This is a genomic window from Acetobacter fabarum (assembly GCF_022483405.1).
GTDB lineage: Bacteria > Pseudomonadota > Alphaproteobacteria > Acetobacterales > Acetobacteraceae > Acetobacter > Acetobacter fabarum.
The window spans coordinates 2,163,002-2,182,024 of sequence record NZ_JAKVNI010000001.1; the positions used below are offsets into that span (position 1 = coordinate 2,163,002).

17 protein-coding genes are annotated in these 19,023 nt (G+C 55.0%); 11 read left to right on the plus strand and 6 right to left on the minus strand.

The window, feature by feature from the left end; translation table 11 throughout:
* Positions 1-282: 282 nt before the first annotated feature.
* Genes fdnG through LKE65_RS10065 form a run of 5 tightly spaced genes read left to right on the plus strand, consistent with a single transcriptional unit; the run spans position 283 to position 7,136 of the window.
* The gene (gene fdnG, locus LKE65_RS10045) at positions 283-3,336 is read left to right on the plus strand and encodes a formate dehydrogenase-N subunit alpha (RefSeq protein ID WP_095350100.1); all 3,054 of its coding nucleotides are present in this window, start codon (positions 283-285) and stop codon (positions 3,334-3,336) included.
* A 9-nt stretch (positions 3,337-3,345) separates the two neighbouring features.
* Positions 3,346-4,281 (plus strand): formate dehydrogenase subunit beta, encoded by a 936-nt coding sequence (fdxH, locus tag LKE65_RS10050; protein ID WP_086646030.1) that lies wholly within the window; start codon positions 3,346-3,348, stop codon positions 4,279-4,281.
* Entirely contained in the window at positions 4,281-4,934 is a 654-nt protein-coding gene (locus tag LKE65_RS10055) for a formate dehydrogenase subunit gamma (protein ID WP_086646029.1), read from the plus strand. Before fdxH ends, LKE65_RS10055 begins: the two co-directional genes overlap by 1 nt.
* Positions 4,934-5,854, plus strand: a complete 921-nt coding sequence (fdhE, locus tag LKE65_RS10060) for a formate dehydrogenase accessory protein FdhE (RefSeq protein ID WP_278741239.1) — start codon at positions 4,934-4,936, stop codon at positions 5,852-5,854. The genes LKE65_RS10055 and fdhE overlap by 1 nt, the downstream gene beginning before the upstream one ends.
* 19 nt (positions 5,855-5,873) lie before the next feature.
* Complete coding sequence (locus LKE65_RS10065; protein WP_278741240.1) at positions 5,874-7,136, plus strand: molybdopterin molybdotransferase MoeA; 1,263 nt, start codon at positions 5,874-5,876, stop codon at positions 7,134-7,136.
* Positions 7,137-7,153: 17 nt separating this feature from the next.
* Here the strand turns inward: LKE65_RS10065 and mobB are convergent, their stop codons facing one another.
* A complete protein-coding gene (gene mobB, locus LKE65_RS10070; RefSeq protein ID WP_278741842.1) occupies positions 7,154-7,681 on the minus strand; it encodes a molybdopterin-guanine dinucleotide biosynthesis protein B in 528 nt (175 codons plus the stop codon).
* A 99-nt stretch (positions 7,682-7,780) separates the two neighbouring features.
* Here mobB and mobA point away from each other — a divergent pair, with 99 nt between their 5' ends.
* Together mobA and fdhD are read left to right on the plus strand one after the other, a co-directional pair.
* A complete protein-coding gene (gene mobA, locus LKE65_RS10075; RefSeq protein ID WP_278741241.1) occupies positions 7,781-8,419 on the plus strand; it encodes a molybdenum cofactor guanylyltransferase in 639 nt (212 codons plus the stop codon).
* Positions 8,412-9,242 carry a formate dehydrogenase accessory sulfurtransferase FdhD gene (fdhD, locus tag LKE65_RS10080; protein ID WP_408744100.1) on the plus strand — a complete coding sequence of 277 codons (831 nt, stop codon included), beginning with the start codon at positions 8,412-8,414 and terminating at the stop codon, positions 9,240-9,242. The genes mobA and fdhD overlap by 8 nt, the downstream gene beginning before the upstream one ends.
* Positions 9,243-9,268: 26 nt before the next feature.
* On the opposite strand, the gene LKE65_RS10085 is transcribed toward fdhD, so the two are convergent.
* From LKE65_RS10085 to LKE65_RS10100, 4 genes are all read right to left on the minus strand, one after another.
* Entirely contained in the window at positions 9,269-10,420 is a 1,152-nt protein-coding gene (locus LKE65_RS10085; protein ID WP_278741243.1) for an L-dopachrome tautomerase-related protein, read from the minus strand.
* 68 nt (positions 10,421-10,488) lie between these two features.
* The gene (locus tag LKE65_RS10090) at positions 10,489-11,835 is read right to left on the minus strand and encodes an amidohydrolase family protein (protein WP_341461210.1); all 1,347 of its coding nucleotides are present in this window, start codon (positions 11,833-11,835) and stop codon (positions 10,489-10,491) included.
* Between the two features lie 22 nt (positions 11,836-11,857).
* The gene (locus tag LKE65_RS10095; RefSeq protein ID WP_278741245.1) at positions 11,858-13,051 is read right to left on the minus strand and encodes an MFS transporter; all 1,194 of its coding nucleotides are present in this window, start codon (positions 13,049-13,051) and stop codon (positions 11,858-11,860) included.
* Between the two features lie 137 nt (positions 13,052-13,188).
* Positions 13,189-14,406 carry a cation:proton antiporter gene (locus LKE65_RS10100; protein WP_165926130.1) on the minus strand — a complete coding sequence of 406 codons (1,218 nt, stop codon included), beginning with the start codon at positions 14,404-14,406 and terminating at the stop codon, positions 13,189-13,191.
* A gap of 204 nt (positions 14,407-14,610) precedes the next feature.
* On the opposite strand from LKE65_RS10100, the gene hmpA reads away from it, so the two are divergent.
* A complete protein-coding gene (hmpA, locus tag LKE65_RS10105; RefSeq protein WP_278741247.1) occupies positions 14,611-15,825 on the plus strand; it encodes an NO-inducible flavohemoprotein in 1,215 nt (404 codons plus the stop codon).
* A 366-nt stretch (positions 15,826-16,191) separates the two neighbouring features.
* Positions 16,192-16,425, plus strand: coding sequence for a hypothetical protein (locus tag LKE65_RS10110; protein WP_086646020.1), 234 nt, complete (start codon positions 16,192-16,194; stop codon positions 16,423-16,425).
* A 9-nt stretch (positions 16,426-16,434) separates the two neighbouring features.
* On the opposite strand, the gene LKE65_RS10115 is transcribed toward LKE65_RS10110, so the two are convergent.
* Positions 16,435-17,376, minus strand: a complete 942-nt coding sequence (locus tag LKE65_RS10115; protein ID WP_278741248.1) for a LysR substrate-binding domain-containing protein — start codon at positions 17,374-17,376, stop codon at positions 16,435-16,437.
* Between the two features lie 112 nt (positions 17,377-17,488).
* Between LKE65_RS10115 and LKE65_RS10120 the strand changes: the two genes are divergently transcribed.
* On the plus strand, positions 17,489-18,358 hold the full coding sequence (locus LKE65_RS10120) for a pirin family protein (RefSeq protein ID WP_278741249.1): 870 nt from the start codon (positions 17,489-17,491) through the stop codon (positions 18,356-18,358).
* A gap of 57 nt (positions 18,359-18,415) precedes the next feature.
* Positions 18,416-18,985, plus strand: a complete 570-nt coding sequence (locus tag LKE65_RS10125; protein ID WP_278741250.1) for an NADPH-dependent FMN reductase — start codon at positions 18,416-18,418, stop codon at positions 18,983-18,985.
* The last annotated feature ends 38 nt before the right edge of the window (positions 18,986-19,023 follow it).

Below are 19,023 nucleotides of genomic sequence, written 5' to 3' on the forward strand. Positions count from 1 at the left end.
TCTGGGATTGCAGTGCCATTGTGCAGATTAAGTATAATTTAAAAATATCCCGCCATATATCTATATACGACCAAATATAGATAACTGCTATATTTTGCCCGCCTCGGGGGCAGTTGGCACGTTTCGTGCTTGCAATTGTGCCACACTCCCCGGCATTTATGCATAAAAGCACGAATATCTGGCGGTAAAGCACGCCAATGTGATCCTGATCAATGCTTTAATTTGCAAAGTATATATACAGGTTCAGTATTACTATTTCTTTACAAAACCGGGATGGTTCAGATGGCTCTGGGGCGCAGAGAGTTTTTAAAAAGTGCAGGAACGTGCGTGGGGGGAGCCAGCGCCATTGCCCTTGGTTTTGCCCCACCACAGGCTTTTGCGCAGGAAACGCGGCAGTACAAGCTGCTACGTGCAAAGGAAACACGGAACAACTGCACATATTGTTCGGTTGGCTGTGGGCTGCTCATGTATTCTCTGGGTGACGGTGCCAAAAACGCCAAGCCCAGCATCTTCCATATCGAAGGCGACCCAGACCATCCTGTAAGCCGTGGCTCCCTATGCCCCAAAGGGGCTGGGCTGGTGGATTTCATTCACAGCGAAGGCCGCCTGCATTATCCTTCCTATCGTGCCCCCGGCAGCAAGGAATGGACCCGGATCAGCTGGGAAGAGGCTACGGACCGTATTGCCCGCCTGCTCAAGGATGATCGTGACAAGAACTTCATAGCGAAGAACGAAAAAGGCGAAACCGTTAACCGTTGGCTCACAACGGGTATGCTGGCGTCCTCCGCAGCCAGCAACGAAACCGGTCTGCTGGATTTTAAATTCGCCCGGTCCATGGGCATGCTGGCTCTGGACTGTCAGGCCCGCCTATGCCACGGCCCCACCGTTTCTGCCCTTGGTCCAACCCTTGGCCGCGGCGCCATGACCAACAACTGGGTGGACATTAAAAACGCCAACGTTGTGCTGATTATGGGCGGCAACCCGGCTGAAGCGCACCCGGTTGGCTTTAAATGGGTCATGGAAGCCAAAATCCGCAACGGCGCCAAGGTTATGGTGGTGGACCCCCGGTTCAACCGCAGTGCAGCCGTAGCAGACTTTTATGCCCCCATCCGCGCAGGTTCGGACGGCGCATTTTTGCTGGGGGTGATCAACTACCTGCTCACCCATGACCAGATCCAGCATGAGTATGTGAAGTCCTACACCAATGCATCGTTTGTGGTGCGTGAGGACTTCAGCTTCCATGAAGGGCTGTTTAGCGGTTACGACGCTGAAAAGCGGAGCTACGATAAGTCTTCCTGGGCCTATGAGCGTGACGCGCAAGGATATGCCGTTACCGACCCAACGTTGCAGAACCCGCGTTGTGTCATCAACCTGCTACGCGAGCACGCCGCACGCTATACACCCGATGTGGTAACGCAGATTACCGGCACGCCAGAAAAAGACTTTCTGCATGTCTGCGAAACCCTTGCAGCGACCAGCGCACCGGACCTGACGTCAACCATCCTGTTCGCACTGGGCTGGACACACCACACCAACGGCACGCAGATCATTCGCACCGCCGCCATGATTCAGCTTCTGCTTGGTAATGTTGGCATGCCCGGTGGTGGCCTCAATGCCCTGCGCGGACATTCCAACATCCAGGGTTATACCGACCTCGGGCTGCTGTCGCTCCGCCTGCCGGGTTATATGAACCTGCCCAAGGACAGCCAGCAGACGCTGGATACCTACCTGCAAGCCGTAACCCCGCATGCGGACGAACCGGGGCAGGTCAATTACTGGCACAATACGCCCAAATTCTTTGTCAGCCTGATGAAAACCCTGTGGGGTGACCACGCAACACCCACAAACAACTGGGGTTACGACTGGCTGCCAAAATGGGACCGCAGCTACGATATGCTGGCCTATTTTGAAATGATGCATCAGGGCAAGGTTAACGGTTACATTGCGCAGGGCTTTAACCCCCTTGCCGCCATGCCGGATAAAAACCGCATGCGTGATGCGCTTTCCAAACTCCGGTTCCTGATCACCATGGACCCGCTGGATACGGAAACCGCCAACTTCTGGCAGAATGAAGGCACCTTTAATGATGTGAAGCCTGAGGACATCCAGACGGAAGTCTTCAGGCTGCCTGCATCCTGCTTTGCGGAGGAAAACGGGTCTATCGTCAATTCTGCGCGCTGGTTGCAATGGCACTACGAAGGCGCCAGACCACCGGGCGATGCGTGGAACGATGGCCGTATTATCGGCACCATTTTTACCAAGCTCCGGGCGCTGTATGCCAAGGAAGGCGGCGTAAGCCCCGAACCTGTCCTGAATATGCAGTGGAACTATCAGGACCCCGAAGACCCGACTCCTGAAGAAGTCGCCAAGGAAGCCAATGGCTACGCACTGGCCGACATAACGGACGACAAGGGGCGGGTTGTTGTGCGCAGGGGCGAACTGCTGCCTGATTTTTCGGTCATGAAAGATGACGGTACCACAGCCAGCTACTGCTGGATTTTTGCCGGCTCCTGGACCGAAGCAGGGAACCAGATGGCCCGGCGCGACAATACCGATACTGGTCTGGGCACCACGCCCGGCTGGGCATGGGCATGGCCTGCCAACCGCCGTATCCTGTATAACCGCGCTTCGCTTGACGTACAGGGGCGTCCATGGGATCCCAAGCGGCAGATTATTGCCTGGGACGGACAGCGCTGGGGGGGAGGCGATGTGCCGGATTACCCCGTCACGTCTCCACCCAATAGCGGTGTTGGGCCGTTTATCATGCACAGTGAAGGCGTTGGCCTCTTGTTTGCCGGTGGTGACAAGCTGGTTGATGGGCCATTCCCGGAACATTACGAACCAACCGAAACCCCGGTTCTGTCCTCTGCGCTGGGTAAAACCACGCTCCGCAACCCGGCTGCACGCTTTTATGCGGACGAAAAGCCCCGTATGGGCGACCCGGCCCAGTATCCGTATGTGGCCACGACATATTCCATTACGGAGCTGTTCCGGCACTGGACAAAACACTCCAGACTGAATGCCATCATGCAGCCTGAACAGTTTGTGGAAATTGGAGACAAACTGGCAGGCAAGCTTGGCATTGCTGCGGGTGATATGGTGCGCGTTTCCTCCCACCGGGGGTATATCGAGGCCAAAGCCGTGGTCACAAAAAGGCTCAAGCGCCTGAGTGTTATGGGCAAGGATCTGGATCAGGTCGGTGTGCCGTGCCACTGGGGCTTCAAGGGCGCGACCCAAAAGGGGTATCTGGCAAACACGCTTACTCCGGCTATTGGGGATGCCAACTCCCAGACGCCTGAATTTAAAGCTTTTCTTGTTAATGTTGAGAAAGTCTGAGGTGCGCTGATGGGTATGCAGTCACAAGACATTATCCGCCGCTCCGCCACCAACGGACTGACGCCGCTGCCACAGGCCCGCAGTCATGAACAGGAAGTGGCCAAGCTGATTGACGTCTCCCTTTGCACCGGGTGCAAGGGGTGTCAGGTCGCCTGTTCGGAATGGAATGACCTGCGGGATGAGGTCGGACACAACGTGGGGGTGTACGACAACCCTGCCAACCTGACGCCGGAAACTTGGACCGTTATCCGCTTTGATGAACGTGAGGATGAAGCGGGCAAACTGGAATGGCTGTTACGCAAGGAAGGCTGCATGCACTGCGCCGAGCCGGGTTGCCTGAAGGCATGCCCGAGCCCGGGGGCCATTTTGCAGTTTGCCAACGGCATTGTGGATTTTCAGTCCGAACAGTGCATCGGCTGCGGTTACTGCGTTGCGGGCTGTCCGTTTGATATTCCCCGCATCAGCAAAAAAGACAACCGGGCCTACAAGTGCACTCTCTGCGCAGACAGGGTTGCCGTGGGACAGGAGCCTGCCTGCGTTAAAACCTGCCCGACTGGTGCAATCTCCTTTGGCTCCAAAGCCGAGATGATCGACCTTGCGGACACACGGGTAGAAGAACTCAAAGGGCGTGGCCATGAAGGCGCAGGGCTTTACGACCCCGCCGGTGTGGGGGGCACGCATGTTATGTATGTTCTCACCCATGCGGACCAGCCCAGCCTGTACCACCGCCTGCCAGATGACCCGCATATCAGCCCCGTTGTCCGTGGCTGGAAAGAGTGGCTTAAACCCGTAGGCGCGCTTGGGTTTATTGCAACTCTGGCCGGGGCTTTTGCCCACTATATGGGCGTTGGTGCCAACACGACAGACGAAACACCGCCAGCTGAGCCAGAAAAAGAACTGGAAGATGCAGGGCAGGGCCCGAACGACAACGGGAGGGATGCATAATGGACAACAGCAATCTGGTCTTACGTACCAAGCTTATTGACCGCCTGTTCCACTGGAGCATGGTGTCGTGCTTTATGCTGGTCGCTCTTTCAGGGCTGTCCTGGTTCTTCCCGAGCCTGAACTGGCTGGGTTATGTGCTTGGCCCGCCACAGCTTGCCCGTGTGCTGCATCCCTTTTTAGGCATTGCTGTTTTTGGGTTGCTTATGTGCATGTTTGTCCGTTTTGTGCACCACAACCTTTTTGTGCGCACGGACCTGACATGGTTCAAGCATATTGTGGATGTGCTGTTGAACAAGCACGGGCAAAAACTCCAGATCGGCAAATACAATGCGGGGCAGAAGATCCTGTTCTGGGGCATTATGTCCTTGATCAGTCTGCTGTTTGTTAGCGGTTTGATGATCTGGCGGGCGTACTTTGCCGCGCTGTTTCCCATCCCTGTTCTCCGCCTTGCACTTCTGGCGCATTCCGTTGCCGGGCTGGCACTTATCCTGCTGGTTATCGGGCATATTTACATGGGCATCTGGGTACGTGGCTCCATTGGCGGCATGATCAGTGGCTATGTCTCACGCGCATGGGCCCGGCAGCATCATGACCGCTGGTATGAAGAAGAAGTCGCGCCGACCAAACCCCTGCCATCCAAAAGGCATGGCTGATGCTGAGCAGTTCAGATATTGTCGCCCCGGATAAACGCACCCCCGGGGTTGTGGCGATTGATCCAGCCATTTACCCCATGCTGGACAAGCTTTATGCCCGCCGTATTGAACGGTTGAAGGCACAGGCTCTTTTGCAGGGCGAGAACGGAGAGTATTTTCGTTTTCTAACGCATCTGGTGCAGGCCCAGCGGGATAGTCTTGCGCAAGCACCTCTTGAGCAGGCTGATGTAGAGGCCATTCATAACCTGCTCAAACAGGGCATTTCCGACACAACACAACTCGAACACAGCCTTGGCAACATACAGTGCTGGCAGGCTGCCTACGCAACACTCGCGACACAGCTTACGCCCATGCTTCCGCAAAAAGTGGCTCAGGCACTTGGCACTCTGTCTGCCGACAAAACGGAGCTTGTCAAAGCCGCCACGCACCTTTTGCGGGCCGATTATGCACAGGTTGATGCCGGTGTTGCCGTTGTGCTGTGGGCAGCTCTTTCTACCTGTTGGGCGCAGGCTGTTGCACGCAAGCAAGGGGAGGGCATTACACAACCTCTGGCGCATGCCACACACTGCCCATGCTGCCATGCCCCGCCAGTTGCCAGCCTTGTTATGGGCGGCGCGCGCGAAGGGTTACGCTACCTGCAATGCAGCCTGTGCGAAGTACGCTGGCACCGGGTCCGAGCTGTTTGTGTAGCCTGTGACGCCAGCGGGCAGATGGATCACTGGACGCTGGATGACGCAAAATCTGCTATCCAGATCGAAACCTGCGGGGACTGCAAAAGCTACATTAAAACGCTCCGTCTGGATTATGACCCGGAACTGGAAGCCGTGGCTGATGATCTGGGGAGCTTACTGCTGGACAGTGCTATGGAAACAGAAGGCTTTATGCGTGTAGGTATTAACCCGTTCTCCTTCCCTGCATAACAACGTTACGGACTGTCGCGTGCACTTACTTCAACCATCGGCTGCTACTGAACACACACCTGTCCCGGCCATGGTAAGCTACGAGCACGCGCAACGTATTTTATCGGCGCTGGTTACAACGCTGCCAGCCCCGGAAGTTGAATACGTCCCCATCCATCAGGCCGATGGGCGCGTTCTGGCCACAGCACTGCATGCGGTGTCTCCACGGCCAGAAGCCGATATTTCCGCCATGGATGGTTATGCGTTCTGTTGTGCTGATATTGTGGATACCGGCCAGGCGCGCTGCACCATTCCCTTGCGGGATTACGTTGTTGCCGGGGACCAGCCTGCACCCCACAATAAAGGCACTGCCGCGACCATTCTAACAGGTGCCCGCCTCCCCACAGGGGCAGACTGCATAATCGCGCGTGAACGGGTGGAAGTGCACGACGGTTTGCTCCATCTTGCCCTGTCAGACATAGCCGTTGGCAAAAACATCCGCCGGGTGGGGGAAGAGTTTGCCGCTGGTTCTACCCTGCTTACCGCTGGCCAGAAGCTTGACTGGCGGCATATAGCACTTCTTGTCAGCCAGAATATCAAACAGGTTCCGGTTTACAGGCCTTGTCGGGTGGGTGTTATTGCCAGTGGGGCCGAGTTTGCTCTCTCCGCCCCGGATAGCCGGGCGGAAATTAATACCCCACTGCTCCATGCAATGTTAACGCGGCAGGGTGCAACTGTAACAAGCCGCATTGTGCGTTCTGACAGCCGTGAGGACCTGCAAGCGGCCATATCTGAACTGGCAGAACACTCGGATATTCTGGTTACCACCGGGGGTATTTCTGTTGGGCAGACAGATAATGTGCTACCGGTTATGGAACAGCTTGGCGCAGCCTGCCTGTTCCGGCGTGCCAAAATCCGGCCGGGCAAACCGTTTACTCTTATGCGGCTAGGCCCGGTGCCCGTATTTTGCCTACCCGGCAATCCGGGGGCTACGACTATATGTGCGCAGGTTTTTGTTCTGCCATTCCTCCGCTCATGGACGGAGCACAGACCAACCCTCGCACTCTTCCCAACCATACAGGGAAGAAGCAGTTTTTCTTTTTCTGCTCTGTCAGATGCAACTGGCTTTATGCCGGTTACCTACGCCCAAAGTGGTAAGGAAGGGGTGTTCTCTCTTGTGCCTTCACAAGGTACATCTGATGTTCTCTGTTTTTCCCGCGCTGATGGGATTCTGCAAGTTCCTCCCGGGCAAGCTATAGAAATTGGAGACTGGTGTTCCGCAACACTGTTTTGCAGTGTATAGAATGTGACTGCGTATTTTTACGCTATATTCCACAAAAAAGTATTACTCTCAATATAATCAGCAATAGATTGTGTATCATCCAAGGGAAGAAAAACCTTTTTTTCTTCTGGGTTTTTCATAGGGATATTATCTGTAGCAATAACCTGAATATGAGGGTTATTGATAAATAGCGGCTCTTTCCCAGTTATAGGGCGCCAGACTTCTACACAGGCCGGAACGTCGGCATGGAACCCTTCCACCAAAATCAGATCAACTGGCTGCATGGCCTTGAGCAGGTCATTCAGCTTGGGTGGGGTCGGGCTTTGGTGCTGTAAAAACCAGCGCGCAGGTGTTGCAAGCATAACTTCCGCCGCCCCACTTTGCCTATGCTGGAATGTATCTTTTCCCGGTGTATCCATATCCACCCCATGATGGGTATGTTTGATTGTGGAAACACTTAGCCCGCGTTGGCAAAAACAAGAAATAAGACGGCTAACAAGGTGCGTTTTACCCGAACCACTCCGCCCGATAATGCCAAAAACCCGTTGTTTGCGGTAAAGGGATATCACGAGCAGGCCAGTCCATACTGTGTTGAAATGAGCCGTTGCTTTTTAAGCGGACACACGCACAATAACCAGCACAAACGGGTAGAGACACAGCTTATTATGCAACATACGTTAAAAATAGCAGGACTAGTGCTGGCAGGCGGGCAGGGCAGGCGTATGCATTATGCTGACAAGGCTTTTATGGACATAGACCATAAACCCTGCATCGACTGGGTTATTACCCGCCTTGAACAGCAATGCAGCGGCATAGCCATAAGTGCCAATGGCAACCCACAAAGGTTTAGCGCCTGGCACTACCCGGTTCTGCCTGACACATATTTTGACGTAGGCCCTCTGGCCGGGCTGTTAAGTGGTCTGGAATGGGCTGAAGCCGCAGGGTTTGATGCGTTGCTCAGTGTGCCAGTTGATACGCCCTTTATCCCGCACAATCTGGCTGGCACTCTGCTGCCCGCGCCATCTTATGCAGTTTATGCGGAGCAGCGTCATTCTCTGGTCGCATTATGGCCCGTTACCCAAGCCCGTGCAGTGTTGGCCGCACAATTGGCCAGCGTAACAGAACAGAACCGAAAACAGACAACACGGGTTTGCACGCTGGCTTATGCCCTGAATGCTCAGGCAATAGATTTTTCTCACCTCTATCCGTCAGATCCATTTGTAAACATCAATACCCCCGAAGACCTGCATGAAGTCCGTTCACTAGGGCAGGCCCAGTCCGGGAGTAACTGCCATGGTGCATGAGCAAACATCTTTTGCCGTTTCAGAACCCTGTCATGTCAAAAGAATAATCTGGGAAAATGCGCAGGACTGCGCGCCTCAGACCGTAAATGAGACATTAAATCTGGCAGAAGAAGTGCCACTTTCTCTGGTCTATAACGGTATAGACTATGCCGTTATGATGATAACTCCGCAGAATATTGATGATTTTTCTATCGGATTTTCAATAACGGAAGGTCTTGTTAAAAACGTTTCCGAAATCAGGCATATCGCCATATCTTCTATACCCGGTGGGTTAAAGGTGGATATGCGCATAAGTGCTGATGCGCTCCGCACGGTTCTGGCGCGCAGCAGGCGGCCGATTGCAGGGCGCACTGGCTGTGGCATCTGTGGGTCTGACATGAGCAGCATTGCCGCCCGCGACCAGAACACAGTTGAGGCTTATACACCGGACCTATCTGCCATACGCCACGCATTACGGCACCTGCGGGACCACCAGACACTGAATGCTGGTATAGGGATGCTCCATGCTGCTGCCTGGTGTGCCCCTGATGGGTCCATTACAGCAATCCGGGAAGATGTGGGGCGGCACAATGCGCTCGACAAGCTTATCGGCCATGGCCTTAAAAACACTCCGGGTTTTGCAAACGGGTTTTGTCTGCTCACCAGCCGCTGTTCTTACGAAATGGCCAGCAAAGCCATAGCCGCAGGCATGCGCGCCCTTGTCTCGCTTTCCGCCCCTACGGCCATGGCGCTCAGAACGGCACAGCACGCCGGGCTTACGCTTATCTCTCCCGCCAGGCCAGACAACATGTGCCTTCTCTCCCCATCACCGGAGGAAATCTGATACAGCTCCCACAATCGCTACTTTTTTTAGGGGGCAGTAATGGGGATTCTGGCAACCAGAAAAGGCGGTTTGCGCATGTCCTGCCCATTATGCAAACGGGGCAGGCGGTTCCACTGACTTAAAACCACGTAAACGGCCTGATGATCTGCAAAAATGCCATCGGGCCAGACAAACCGTGGGTCCGAGGCCAGCAGTTCAAACGTGCCATCCGGGTTGCGACGGAACACGGCATCATGGTCGGCTGCTGTGGTGTAAATCCGGTTCCATGGGTCGGTTGCCAACCCATCCGCTGCCCCTTTTTCTCCTTCATCTACAACCAGATCCGCTAACTGAGCGGAAGTGAGGGAGAAATCAGCCAGTTTTGCCGTCGGCAGGCTATATAACCGTCGGCTGGCCAAAGGCGCATAATAAACACGATCAGACCCGGCAGACAGAGTAATGCCATCCGCCCCACCCGCGGGAAAAGTCGGGTGTGCCGGGTCATAATGCAGCACGCGTCCGTCCAGCACAGTCTGGTACCCCGGATCAGGCAGAACAGAGACCGTATTTTCCAGCACGCGGCGCTGCCTACCTGTGGCAAGGTCCAGCACCACCAGAGCCGGGTGCCCGTAAAACGAACTATCCGTAATGTATGCAGTGCCTTTTGCGCCGTGTGTCAGGTCTATACGCAGGTCGTTCATATGGCTTTGGGGCAGCAATGCAGTTGTCAGGGGCACATTGGCAATAATCTGCCCTGTTATGGGGTTGATCCCAACCACCTTGGCGCCACCAGCTGGAATCGGCTGCCCTTTAATTTTGCCGTCATCAATAACCCACAGGTTTCCCTTGGTGTCTGTTGTCATTCCATGGGGCGAAATCAGCCGTGCCTGTGGTGCCCCGCTTGATGCAGCGGAAAACGTGGCTGTGGGAAAAGGAACCAGACGCCCATCTTTCCATTCTGCCAGCACCGGACCTGTATGGTCACCATCATGCTTGGGAAAGGTCAAAAACAAGCGTCCATTCACTACAGCAATGCCAGAGGGATCTGGCGTGGGTATGCTGGCAATAATCTGGACCTGCCCGTTACGGCCAAAAGCAGGGTCGTTGTTATCTGTTATGGTCTGCGCCTGCATGGGCGTGGGGAACAACTGGCCTGCCCATAAACCGGCAGCCAGCAAAAAAGGTCCCACTCTGTTCATTCCTGCATCCTCCCGCTCTGTGTGCCTAACCTACCTGTTTCCTAGCGTAATTTGGTATCCGACGGTCCTTACCGGGTTGTGAGCGGTATGGGGCCGGCTACGGCAGAGCCATTTTCCCACGTTTCCACCACACGGTCGGTATCAGAAATTACATTGGCGGGATTGCCTGCCACAACCAGCAGATCAGCCCTTTTACCTGCTGCAATAACGCCTCGGTCATGCAGGTCGAGTAATGCTGCGGCTTCTTCCGTTGCAATGTGCAGAGCCTGTAGCGGGGGCAGGCCAGCTTGCACCATCAGTGCCAGTTCCCGGTGTTCCGCAACCCCGGCAACCCGCAACGGTGTTGCCCCACTATCCGTGCCAAAGCCGATTTTAACGCCTGCGTCCCACAATATTTTCAGGTTCTGCAGGTTGGTTGCAAGGGAGGTACGGGCAAAATCGGCTTTGCCACCGGCTTTGTTTTCCTGTTGCCAGGCGGGATTATTGATCTGCTGTTGCAAGGGGGCAGACAGGCCAGCCTCAACAAATGGGGTTTTCACCCATGCAGGCTGGTCAGCCCATGCTGTTGTGGCTTCATCCAGCTCCAGTGTGGGAATGTACCAAATTCCCCGCTCCTTGAGCATGGCCACAAAAGATGGGGGCACAAACCTGTCACGCACACCATGGGCCAGAATATCAACACCGGCTGTTACCACATGCTCCGCATCGTCCAGGTCATGAATATGGGCGGCCACGCGCAGGTGTTTTCGGTGCGCTTCATCCACAACGGCCTTGATAATGGCCGGGTCCATTTTAACGGGAAGAGAGTGGTCAAAATCATCCACCCATATTTTAATCAGGTCCGTACCTTCGGCTGCCATGGTATCCACCGCCTGCCGGGCCTCTGCCTCCGTGCGAGGCCGGAAGAGCTGATCCGGAGCAACATGAACCGGTGGGGCCCCCTTAGGCACACCAATACCCTGATCAACCCCAAACAGGTCTGCTGGCAGCAGCCCCATATGGGCGTCCTTGCGCATAGGGTCGAACACGCGCGGGACATTATTCCCCAGCGCTGTAACGGTAGTCACCCCATAACGCCGGTACTGCGCCAGTTCGGCTGTAATGGTATCTGCCGTATAAAACTGCGGCCCTGTCTGCACCCCCTGCAACTGACCGATATGGCTGTGATCGGAAATTAGGCCGGGTAAGACACTCATGCCCGAACGATCCAGAACACGGGTATTTGGGGGAAGAGGTATATCCCGACCGGCTGCAACAATTGCGCCGTCCTGCATGAGAACAGTTCCATTCTCAACCGGGGGGGCACCTGTGCCTTCTATAATCCGGATATGGGTCAGCGCCACAGGCGCAGTCTGGGCATGACCTGCTACGGGCAAGCCAAGAAAAAAGGCGGCGACTATAACGCGGGGTTTCATACGCATATCCATCCTGTTGTTTCTAGTCCGCCGCCACTGCGGCGCGCTCATGCCAGGCCAGACGGGCAGACAGCAGAAGCCCACCAAGCCCGGCCATGCTCCCGACCATAAAAATGGCACCGTCTCCCGCCCATTCGGCCAGCAGGCCGGTCAGGGGGCCGGTGGCCCCATAGGCAAGGTCCTGAAAAGCTGCAAAGCCACCCATGGCTGTTCCCCGCATTTGCGGAGATACCCGCCGGACAACTTCCACCCCCATGGAGGGGAAAATCATGGAACAGCCACAACCAGTTAAAAAAGCTCCAGCCAGCGCAACGCTTGGGCCGGAGGCCTGCCACAGTAGAATCTGCCCACCAGTTTCCACCGCCATGGACACAAAAGCGACACGCGCTCCCCCCAGCCTATCTGGCAGATGGCTGCACAGAACCCGGACCAGCACAAAAGCTACACCAAAAAAGGTAAGCCCCAGAGCAGCATGGGGCCAATGCCTGTGCAGGAACATAAGCGGCATAAAGGCACCTATGGCCGCAAACCCAATTCCTTGAAGAAAGACCACCAGACCAAGGTCGGAAATTTTGTTGATAATCCGGCCAATTGGTTGCCGCTCTCCCCCATGGGGAGGCACAGCTACCACTGGTGCAGCCATGGCAAACCCAAGCAGCGGCGTAGCCATGCAGGCAAGGGCAACCAGCGCGTAGCCTCCCTGATCGTACAGGGCCAACCCTACTGGGCTACCAGCCGCCAGAGAGCCATACATCCCCATTCCCACAATGGACAGCACCCGCCCCGAGCGCTGGTGCCCCATCAGCCCAATCCCCCATGCCAGCAGGCCAACAACAGTCAGGCTTTCCCCCAGCCCCAGCATCAACCTTGCCAGCATAAGCATGGCAAAAGCGGCCCACGGCGCTGGCAGCCAGGAAACCATAAGGGCCAGAACACCGCTTACGGCATAAAACGCCAGACCAAACAGCATGCAGCGCTTGCCGCCTTTATGGTCAGCAAACCGGCCGGCAAAACCACGGGTCAGAATGGTGGAGACAAACGCAACACCAACCGCCAGCCCAGCAAGGGCATTGCCCATATGCAGCGATGTTGCCACATAAACCGAGGTTGTGGGCATAGACATGGCAACAGCCAGATAAGACAGAAAAAGCGCAACCGCGAGCCACACCAGCAAACGCGGTGCCTTGTCCTGTTCTGCTGTGGGAGCGCTGGGCATTAAGGTTCCAGCTCCTTCGCCATACTGGCCGTGCCTGTGCGCGGCCTTTAACCCTGTTCAGGTCTTGGCCAAGTCAGGCTTTTTGCCAAGACCTGTCTGCATGACAATGCTGTGAGTGGCGCTATTGGCCCCGCCTGTCACGCAGCTCCGGATTTGCGAGGAGCAAACAGCCTGAATAATGGACCCGTGAGTGTGGTGGAAATAACGGCCAGAACCATAAGGGATGCAAACCCGAAGTCCGACAGCATACCCTGACCATGTAAAATGGTTGCGGCCACAATTTCCATTAGCCCTTTGCACTGGAGCAGGGCACCAACGCCCAGCGCCTGCCTTGGTTTAAGGCCGGCCGCGGGTGGGTAAATATAAACGGCTGCAATTTTGGTCACCATGGAAATAACAACCAGCGACAGGGATGCCACAACAGAGGGCCATGTTAAGGCATCCCCGTTAATATGCAGCCCGCTATGGCCAAAAAACATCGGGGCGAACCAGATCAGGGCAAACGTTCCCACGGCCTCCACCGGCAGGCGGCGCACCCAGCTCGGTGGCATGATCGCACCGGCAAAATAGGCACCGATCAATTCATGCAGGCCAAGCTGCATGCTCGCCCAGGACCCAGCCGCCAGATAAACCGGTACGGCCAGCCAGATAACCACCAATGGCGGATGACGGAAATGGTGAGAAGCCCAGTACCCCCCGGCAGCCAGCCCCACCAGCAAAAGAACAGCCAGCGCTTCCAGCCCTGTCCAGCCGTGCAGGGCGGCAGAACCACGGGCGGCAAACTGCAGGGCCGCCAGCCCGATCCACAATGCTGCGTCATCCACAACGGCCAGCTTGAGTGCTAACTGCCCCAAAGGTTTTTGGGCGGTATCAAGCTCCCGCACAACGCCGATCAGAACCGGCAGGGCGCTCACTGCAATGCACAGGCCAATAGATGCCGCCGCTACCCAAGGTGTTGCGTCCGGTGCCTGCCAGCCATGAAGATGCAGAAAAACCGTGTAAGCCAGAAACGTGCCGACACAAAAGGGAATACCCAGTGCTACGGCAGCTCCACCAAACAGCCGACCAATTGTAGGCTGTGCAAAGTCCTGCCCCGAAGGTTCCCCACCGGGATGCTGCCACATTTCCAGCCCGGCGGTAAAAGCCAGCACCAGCACGGCAACCCAGCCAATTGTGTTCCCGTAAACGGAGGGAATACCCATTTGCTGCACGGGCACATGCCATACGGCAAGGGCAATACCCACAAGAATGGGCAACACGGCTATTGGCAGCGCTTTTTGCATGAGCCGCCACAGAGCCCAAGGGAAAAACACAAAGATTGCGGCGTCGGTCAAAAGCGCTGTCAAATTTGCCATATTGCATCCTTTTTTGTTGAATTTTGTCCCTTGTAACGGATTACCCGCACGATATGCAAGTTTTGCATGCCTAGGTGCTTTTTATTCATAGCACTCATGGCTTTGGCTGAACATATTCATCAAACATAAGATGTATTTTGTTGACACCTTATGTAATCAGCCTTACTAAAGGTATCTGTATTTTACATCTTTTGGATGCGTCCCATGAGCACAATGCTTGATGACAAAACCCGGTCAATTGTTTCCGCCTGCGTTCCCGCCCTTGAAGCCCATGGGCTGGATATAACGCACGAAATGTACCGGAGGCTTTTGGCTAATCCGGAAATTCGTGATTTATTCAACATGTCACACCAAAAGGATGGGGAGCAGCCCAAGGCCCTTGCCCTTGCCGTACTGGCATATGCCCGCAATATCAATAATCTGGGCGCACTTGGCGCCATGGTTGAACGTATTGCCGAAAAACACGTTGGCCTTAACATTCTGCCAGAGCACTACCCTTTTGTAGGGGAAGCCCTGCTGGGTGCCATTGCCCACGTACTGGGCGATGCCGCAACGCCCGAAATTATGGATGCATGGGGCAAGGCATACTGGTTTCTGGCGGATGTTCTGATCGGCCGGGAAAAGCAGATTTATCAGGAACACGCAGACACTCCCGGAGGCTGGACCGGATGGCGCAGCTTTACGGTGCGCAAGATTGTGGTGGAAAGCAGCACAATCCGCTCGTTTGAACTCGTACCAAGCGACAATAAGCCCGTTATGCAGCACAAACCCGGCCAGTATCTGAGCTTCAAGCTTGATATTCCCGGCCATGGGTCCCAGCGCCGCAACTACAGCATTTCATCCGCCCCGGCATCCGACCATTATCGCCTGAGCATCCGCAAGGCCGATGGTGGCGTGGTTTCCTCCTGGTTCCATGACACGGTCAGGGAAGGGGACGAATTGCAGGTTTCTGCCCCTGCGGGTGATTTTGTTTTCACATCTGAGCCAAACACAAAGAACGTGCTCATCAGCGCGGGCGTTGGGCTGACACCCTTTATTTCCGCTTTGGGCGCAGTTGAAAAACTTCCCCGCGGTCCGATTCACTTTGTACATGGTGCGCATGCCCCCGACACGCAGGCTTTTGCCCCCTATGTGCAAAAACTGGTAGCTGAAGGTGTTATCAAGGCCGATATTTTTTACAGTGCTGGCGCACCGGCAGAAACATCTCCACTGCCCGGACTGGCTTTGCACTCTGGTCGGGTAACAGCCGAATGGCTGGCAACGCAAGTTCAGCCAGATGCGCATTACTGGATCTGCGGGCCTGAGCAGTTCATGCTGGATACTATTCTGGCGCTTAAAGCGCAGGGCGTTGCCCCGGCACAGATTCATTACGAGTTCTTTGGTTCTGCATCGGATGCGCAGTTGCTCGCCGCCGCCTAAAGCGGGTTGCACGCAATACACGTTGCTGAAATGTTTATAACAGGGCTGCCCACACATTTGTTTATGTGGGCAGCCCTGTTGCCTTGTGGGCCTGCCTTACCTGCACGGTAAAATATCCGTGCTTTGCCGCCATCAGGGACACAACAATGTGCGGCGGCAACAACCGTGAAAAACTTTCAGCACGGCCCTGCGTTGAATTATAAATAAAAATAATAAATAGGATAATCATTACCTCTACGCCCGACATCAATACGCTATTTGCCACATAGCTAAAAAGTAATTAGATAGCGTTTATCGCTCTGTTTCATATGGGCGAAGGTCAAAACCAAGTGCCTGAACCAAATACATCCTGCAAGGATATGAAACATGAGCAAGAGCACAAAAGAATTTATTTTGTGGTTTTCAGCATTTCTGATTGTTGGTGGGATCATGTGGGGCGGCTCTAAGGTCCTGCATAATTACCGCCAGCAACAGTGGGACCAGTTTGTTCTGGAACACCATTGCGTCATTACCGGAACGCAGCCGTCCACTGGATTTTTTACATCTGACCAAACCATTTATCAGTGTGACAACACCGGCATTTATTACCGCAGTAAATAGTTCAACCCCTCACGGGTTCTGGGCCAGAAAGGTGGAAGTCGCCATGTGCCGTTGCTGGCGACATTCCTCTGCCATAAAGTCAAGCAAGGCCCGCACTGCTGGCATAATGCCTTTGCGTGATGGAATAACCGCATGCACAAGGCCTGCACGGGGTGTCCACTGCGGCAGAGCCTGCATAAGCCGTCCGGCCTGAACATCCTTCCACACCATAATCGTTGGAAGCTGCACAATACCAACGCCTGCCAGCGCGGCCTCCCGCAGCACGGCCAGATCATCCGTTACCAGCCGTGGTGTATGAAAGACCGTGGCAGACTGCCCCCGCTCATTTTCCAAACTCCAGCAGTGTTCTGCGGGGTTGGTATGAAAGTCCATGCTGGGGAAAGCAGCCAGATCGGCAGGAGTTGCCAACTGTGCCGCCAGTATGTCAGGCGCACCAACCAGACACTGCGTACTGGTATCCAAGACCCGCATGACAAGATCGGATGGAGCAATGGGGGGAAACCGCACCCGCACCGCAAGGTCATACCCCTCCTGCAGAATATCAACCCGCCGGTTTGTGCTCTCCAGTTGCAAGGTAACGGAGGGATAACGCACCAGAAACCGGGATAAAATAGCCCCGAACTGAAAATTGAGTAATGCCACAGGGCAACTCATACGTATTAAACCGCACGGCTCTGCTTGCAGCTGTGCAATGGACTGCTCCGCCAGTTCCGCTTCAGCCAGCATGGCTTTGCAGTGCTCGTAAAACCGCAGCCCAGTTTGAGTGAGGGAAAAATGACGGGAAGAGCGTTGCAGCAATCTGGTGTTCAAAAACGTTTCCAGCGCAGCAATCCGGCGGCTTAACAGCGATTTTTGCACACCAATTGCCCGAGCGGCAGATGAGAAGCCCCTATAGTCCACAACCTGCACAAAATAATAGTAGTCGTTGAGGTCTCGCATCGTCCTGCTCATGCAACGCAATGTTTCATTCGTAACTCTTTATAGAACATTACACGACTTCTATGTTGAAGATAAGCAACAAGGGACGGGAATTGCCGCCTGTTCCAACATCAGGAGGAAAACCATGCACAAAAAGGTTCTGGGGCGTTACGGCAACGACCGCGGGCATTGGGTGGGAAATGGTTTTCCCGTCCGTTCCCTTTTTTCCTATTCCACTCTGGGTCAGCATCTTAGCCCGTTCCTGCTGCTTGATTATGCTGGTCCGCACCAGTTCCAGCCAACAGAAGAGCGCCGCGGGGTAGGGGAACACCCGCATCGGGGGTTTGAGACCGTCACAATCGTTTATGATGGGGAGGTCGAACACCGGGATTCCTCAGGTGGAGGCGGCACCATCGGCCCCGGCGATGTACAATGGATGACCGCAGGCAGCGGTATTGTACATCAGGAATTTCATTCCCCGGCCTATGCTGCCACCGGAGGTGCGTTCAGGATGGTCCAGCTCTGGGTTAACCTTCCGGCAAAGGACAAACAGGCTCCCCCAGCGTACCAGACTCTACTGGCCAAGGATATTCCCACAGAGGAGTTACCTGATGGCGCTGGGTCCCTGCGCGTTATTGCGGGCGAATATGGGCACACTCAGGGGCCAGCCCAGGTGTTTTCCCCGCTGAATGTATGGGACGTGCAACTCGCACAGGGGGCATCGGTCACCCTGTCCCTGCCGGAAGGGCATAACGCGGCCGTTGTCTCCCTTGAAGGGCAGCTCAGTATTAATGATGCACAGGAACTTGGCAGTGCGCAACTCGTTCTATTGGAACACAAAGGGACAGAGGTGAGCATTCATGCGCATGTGCAAAGCAGCCTGCTGGTACTGACCGGAGCCCCCCTTAACGAACCCATCGAAGGGTATGGTCCTTTTGTCATGAATACCCGTGCAGAAATCCGGCAGGCTATTGAAGACTTCAACAATGGCCGTTTTGGCGGAATCCCCAGCTAGGCGGCCTTCACTCTTGGCCAAAAACACTCCGTTGCTTTGCAAAAAAGGACAAATCGCATGACCCCTTCTGCAAACCTGCATTTTGTAACGCTTCTGGGGAGCCTACGCAGCGCTTCCCTTAACGCGGCCATTGCCCGTAGCCTGCCCCAACTTGCCCCAGAAGGGGTATCCATTTCCGCACTGGGTAGCATTGCCGATTTTCCCCATTACAGTCAGGACGTGCAGGAGAAGGGTTTCCCCCCTGCGGTGCTGAACATGGCAGAGCAGATTCAGGCTGCAGATGGCGTAATCATTGTGACACCTGAGTATAATTACTCCATACCCGGTGTGCTCAAAAACGCCATAGACTGGCTCTCACGCGTAACGCCCCAGCCTTTTGCCAAAAAGCCCGTTGCCATTCAAACCGCATCACCCGGGCAGATTGGGGGCGCACGGGCGCAGTATCATTTACGCCAGAGCCTTGTTTTTCTGGATGCTTTTGTTCTGAACAAACCTGAAGCCATGATCGGGCTTGCCACAAGCAAAATTGACCCACAAACACTGGCCCTGACAGATGAACCCACCCGTGAGTTCCTGACACGGCAGATTAGCGCACTGGCGGATCTGGCCCGAACACTACAGCGGTAGTTTTTTATATGGCGGTCGAGCCAAACATACCCCTCACA

Coding starts and splice junctions, on each gene's coding strand:
- fdnG (WP_095350100.1), top strand. CDS start 283: ATGGCTCTGGGGCGCAGAGAGTTTTTAAAAAGTGCAGGAACGTGCGTG.
- fdxH (WP_086646030.1), top strand. CDS start 3,346: ATGGGTATGCAGTCACAAGACATTATCCGCCGCTCCGCCACCAACGGA.
- LKE65_RS10055 (WP_086646029.1), top strand. CDS start 4,281: ATGGACAACAGCAATCTGGTCTTACGTACCAAGCTTATTGACCGCCTG.
- fdhE (WP_278741239.1), top strand. CDS start 4,934: ATGCTGAGCAGTTCAGATATTGTCGCCCCGGATAAACGCACCCCCGGG.
- mobA (WP_278741241.1), top strand. CDS start 7,781: ATGCAACATACGTTAAAAATAGCAGGACTAGTGCTGGCAGGCGGGCAG.
- LKE65_RS10085 (WP_278741243.1), bottom strand. CDS start 10,420: ATGAACAGAGTGGGACCTTTTTTGCTGGCTGCCGGTTTATGGGCAGGC.
- LKE65_RS10090 (WP_341461210.1), bottom strand. CDS start 11,835: ATGAAACCCCGCGTTATAGTCGCCGCCTTTTTTCTTGGCTTGCCCGTA.
- LKE65_RS10095 (WP_278741245.1), bottom strand. CDS start 13,051: ATGCCCAGCGCTCCCACAGCAGAACAGGACAAGGCACCGCGTTTGCTG.
- LKE65_RS10100 (WP_165926130.1), bottom strand. CDS start 14,406: ATGGCAAATTTGACAGCGCTTTTGACCGACGCCGCAATCTTTGTGTTT.
- hmpA (WP_278741247.1), top strand. CDS start 14,611: ATGAGCACAATGCTTGATGACAAAACCCGGTCAATTGTTTCCGCCTGC.
- LKE65_RS10110 (WP_086646020.1), top strand. CDS start 16,192: ATGAGCAAGAGCACAAAAGAATTTATTTTGTGGTTTTCAGCATTTCTG.
- LKE65_RS10115 (WP_278741248.1), bottom strand. CDS start 17,376: ATGAGCAGGACGATGCGAGACCTCAACGACTACTATTATTTTGTGCAG.
- LKE65_RS10120 (WP_278741249.1), top strand. CDS start 17,489: ATGCACAAAAAGGTTCTGGGGCGTTACGGCAACGACCGCGGGCATTGG.
- LKE65_RS10125 (WP_278741250.1), top strand. CDS start 18,416: ATGACCCCTTCTGCAAACCTGCATTTTGTAACGCTTCTGGGGAGCCTA.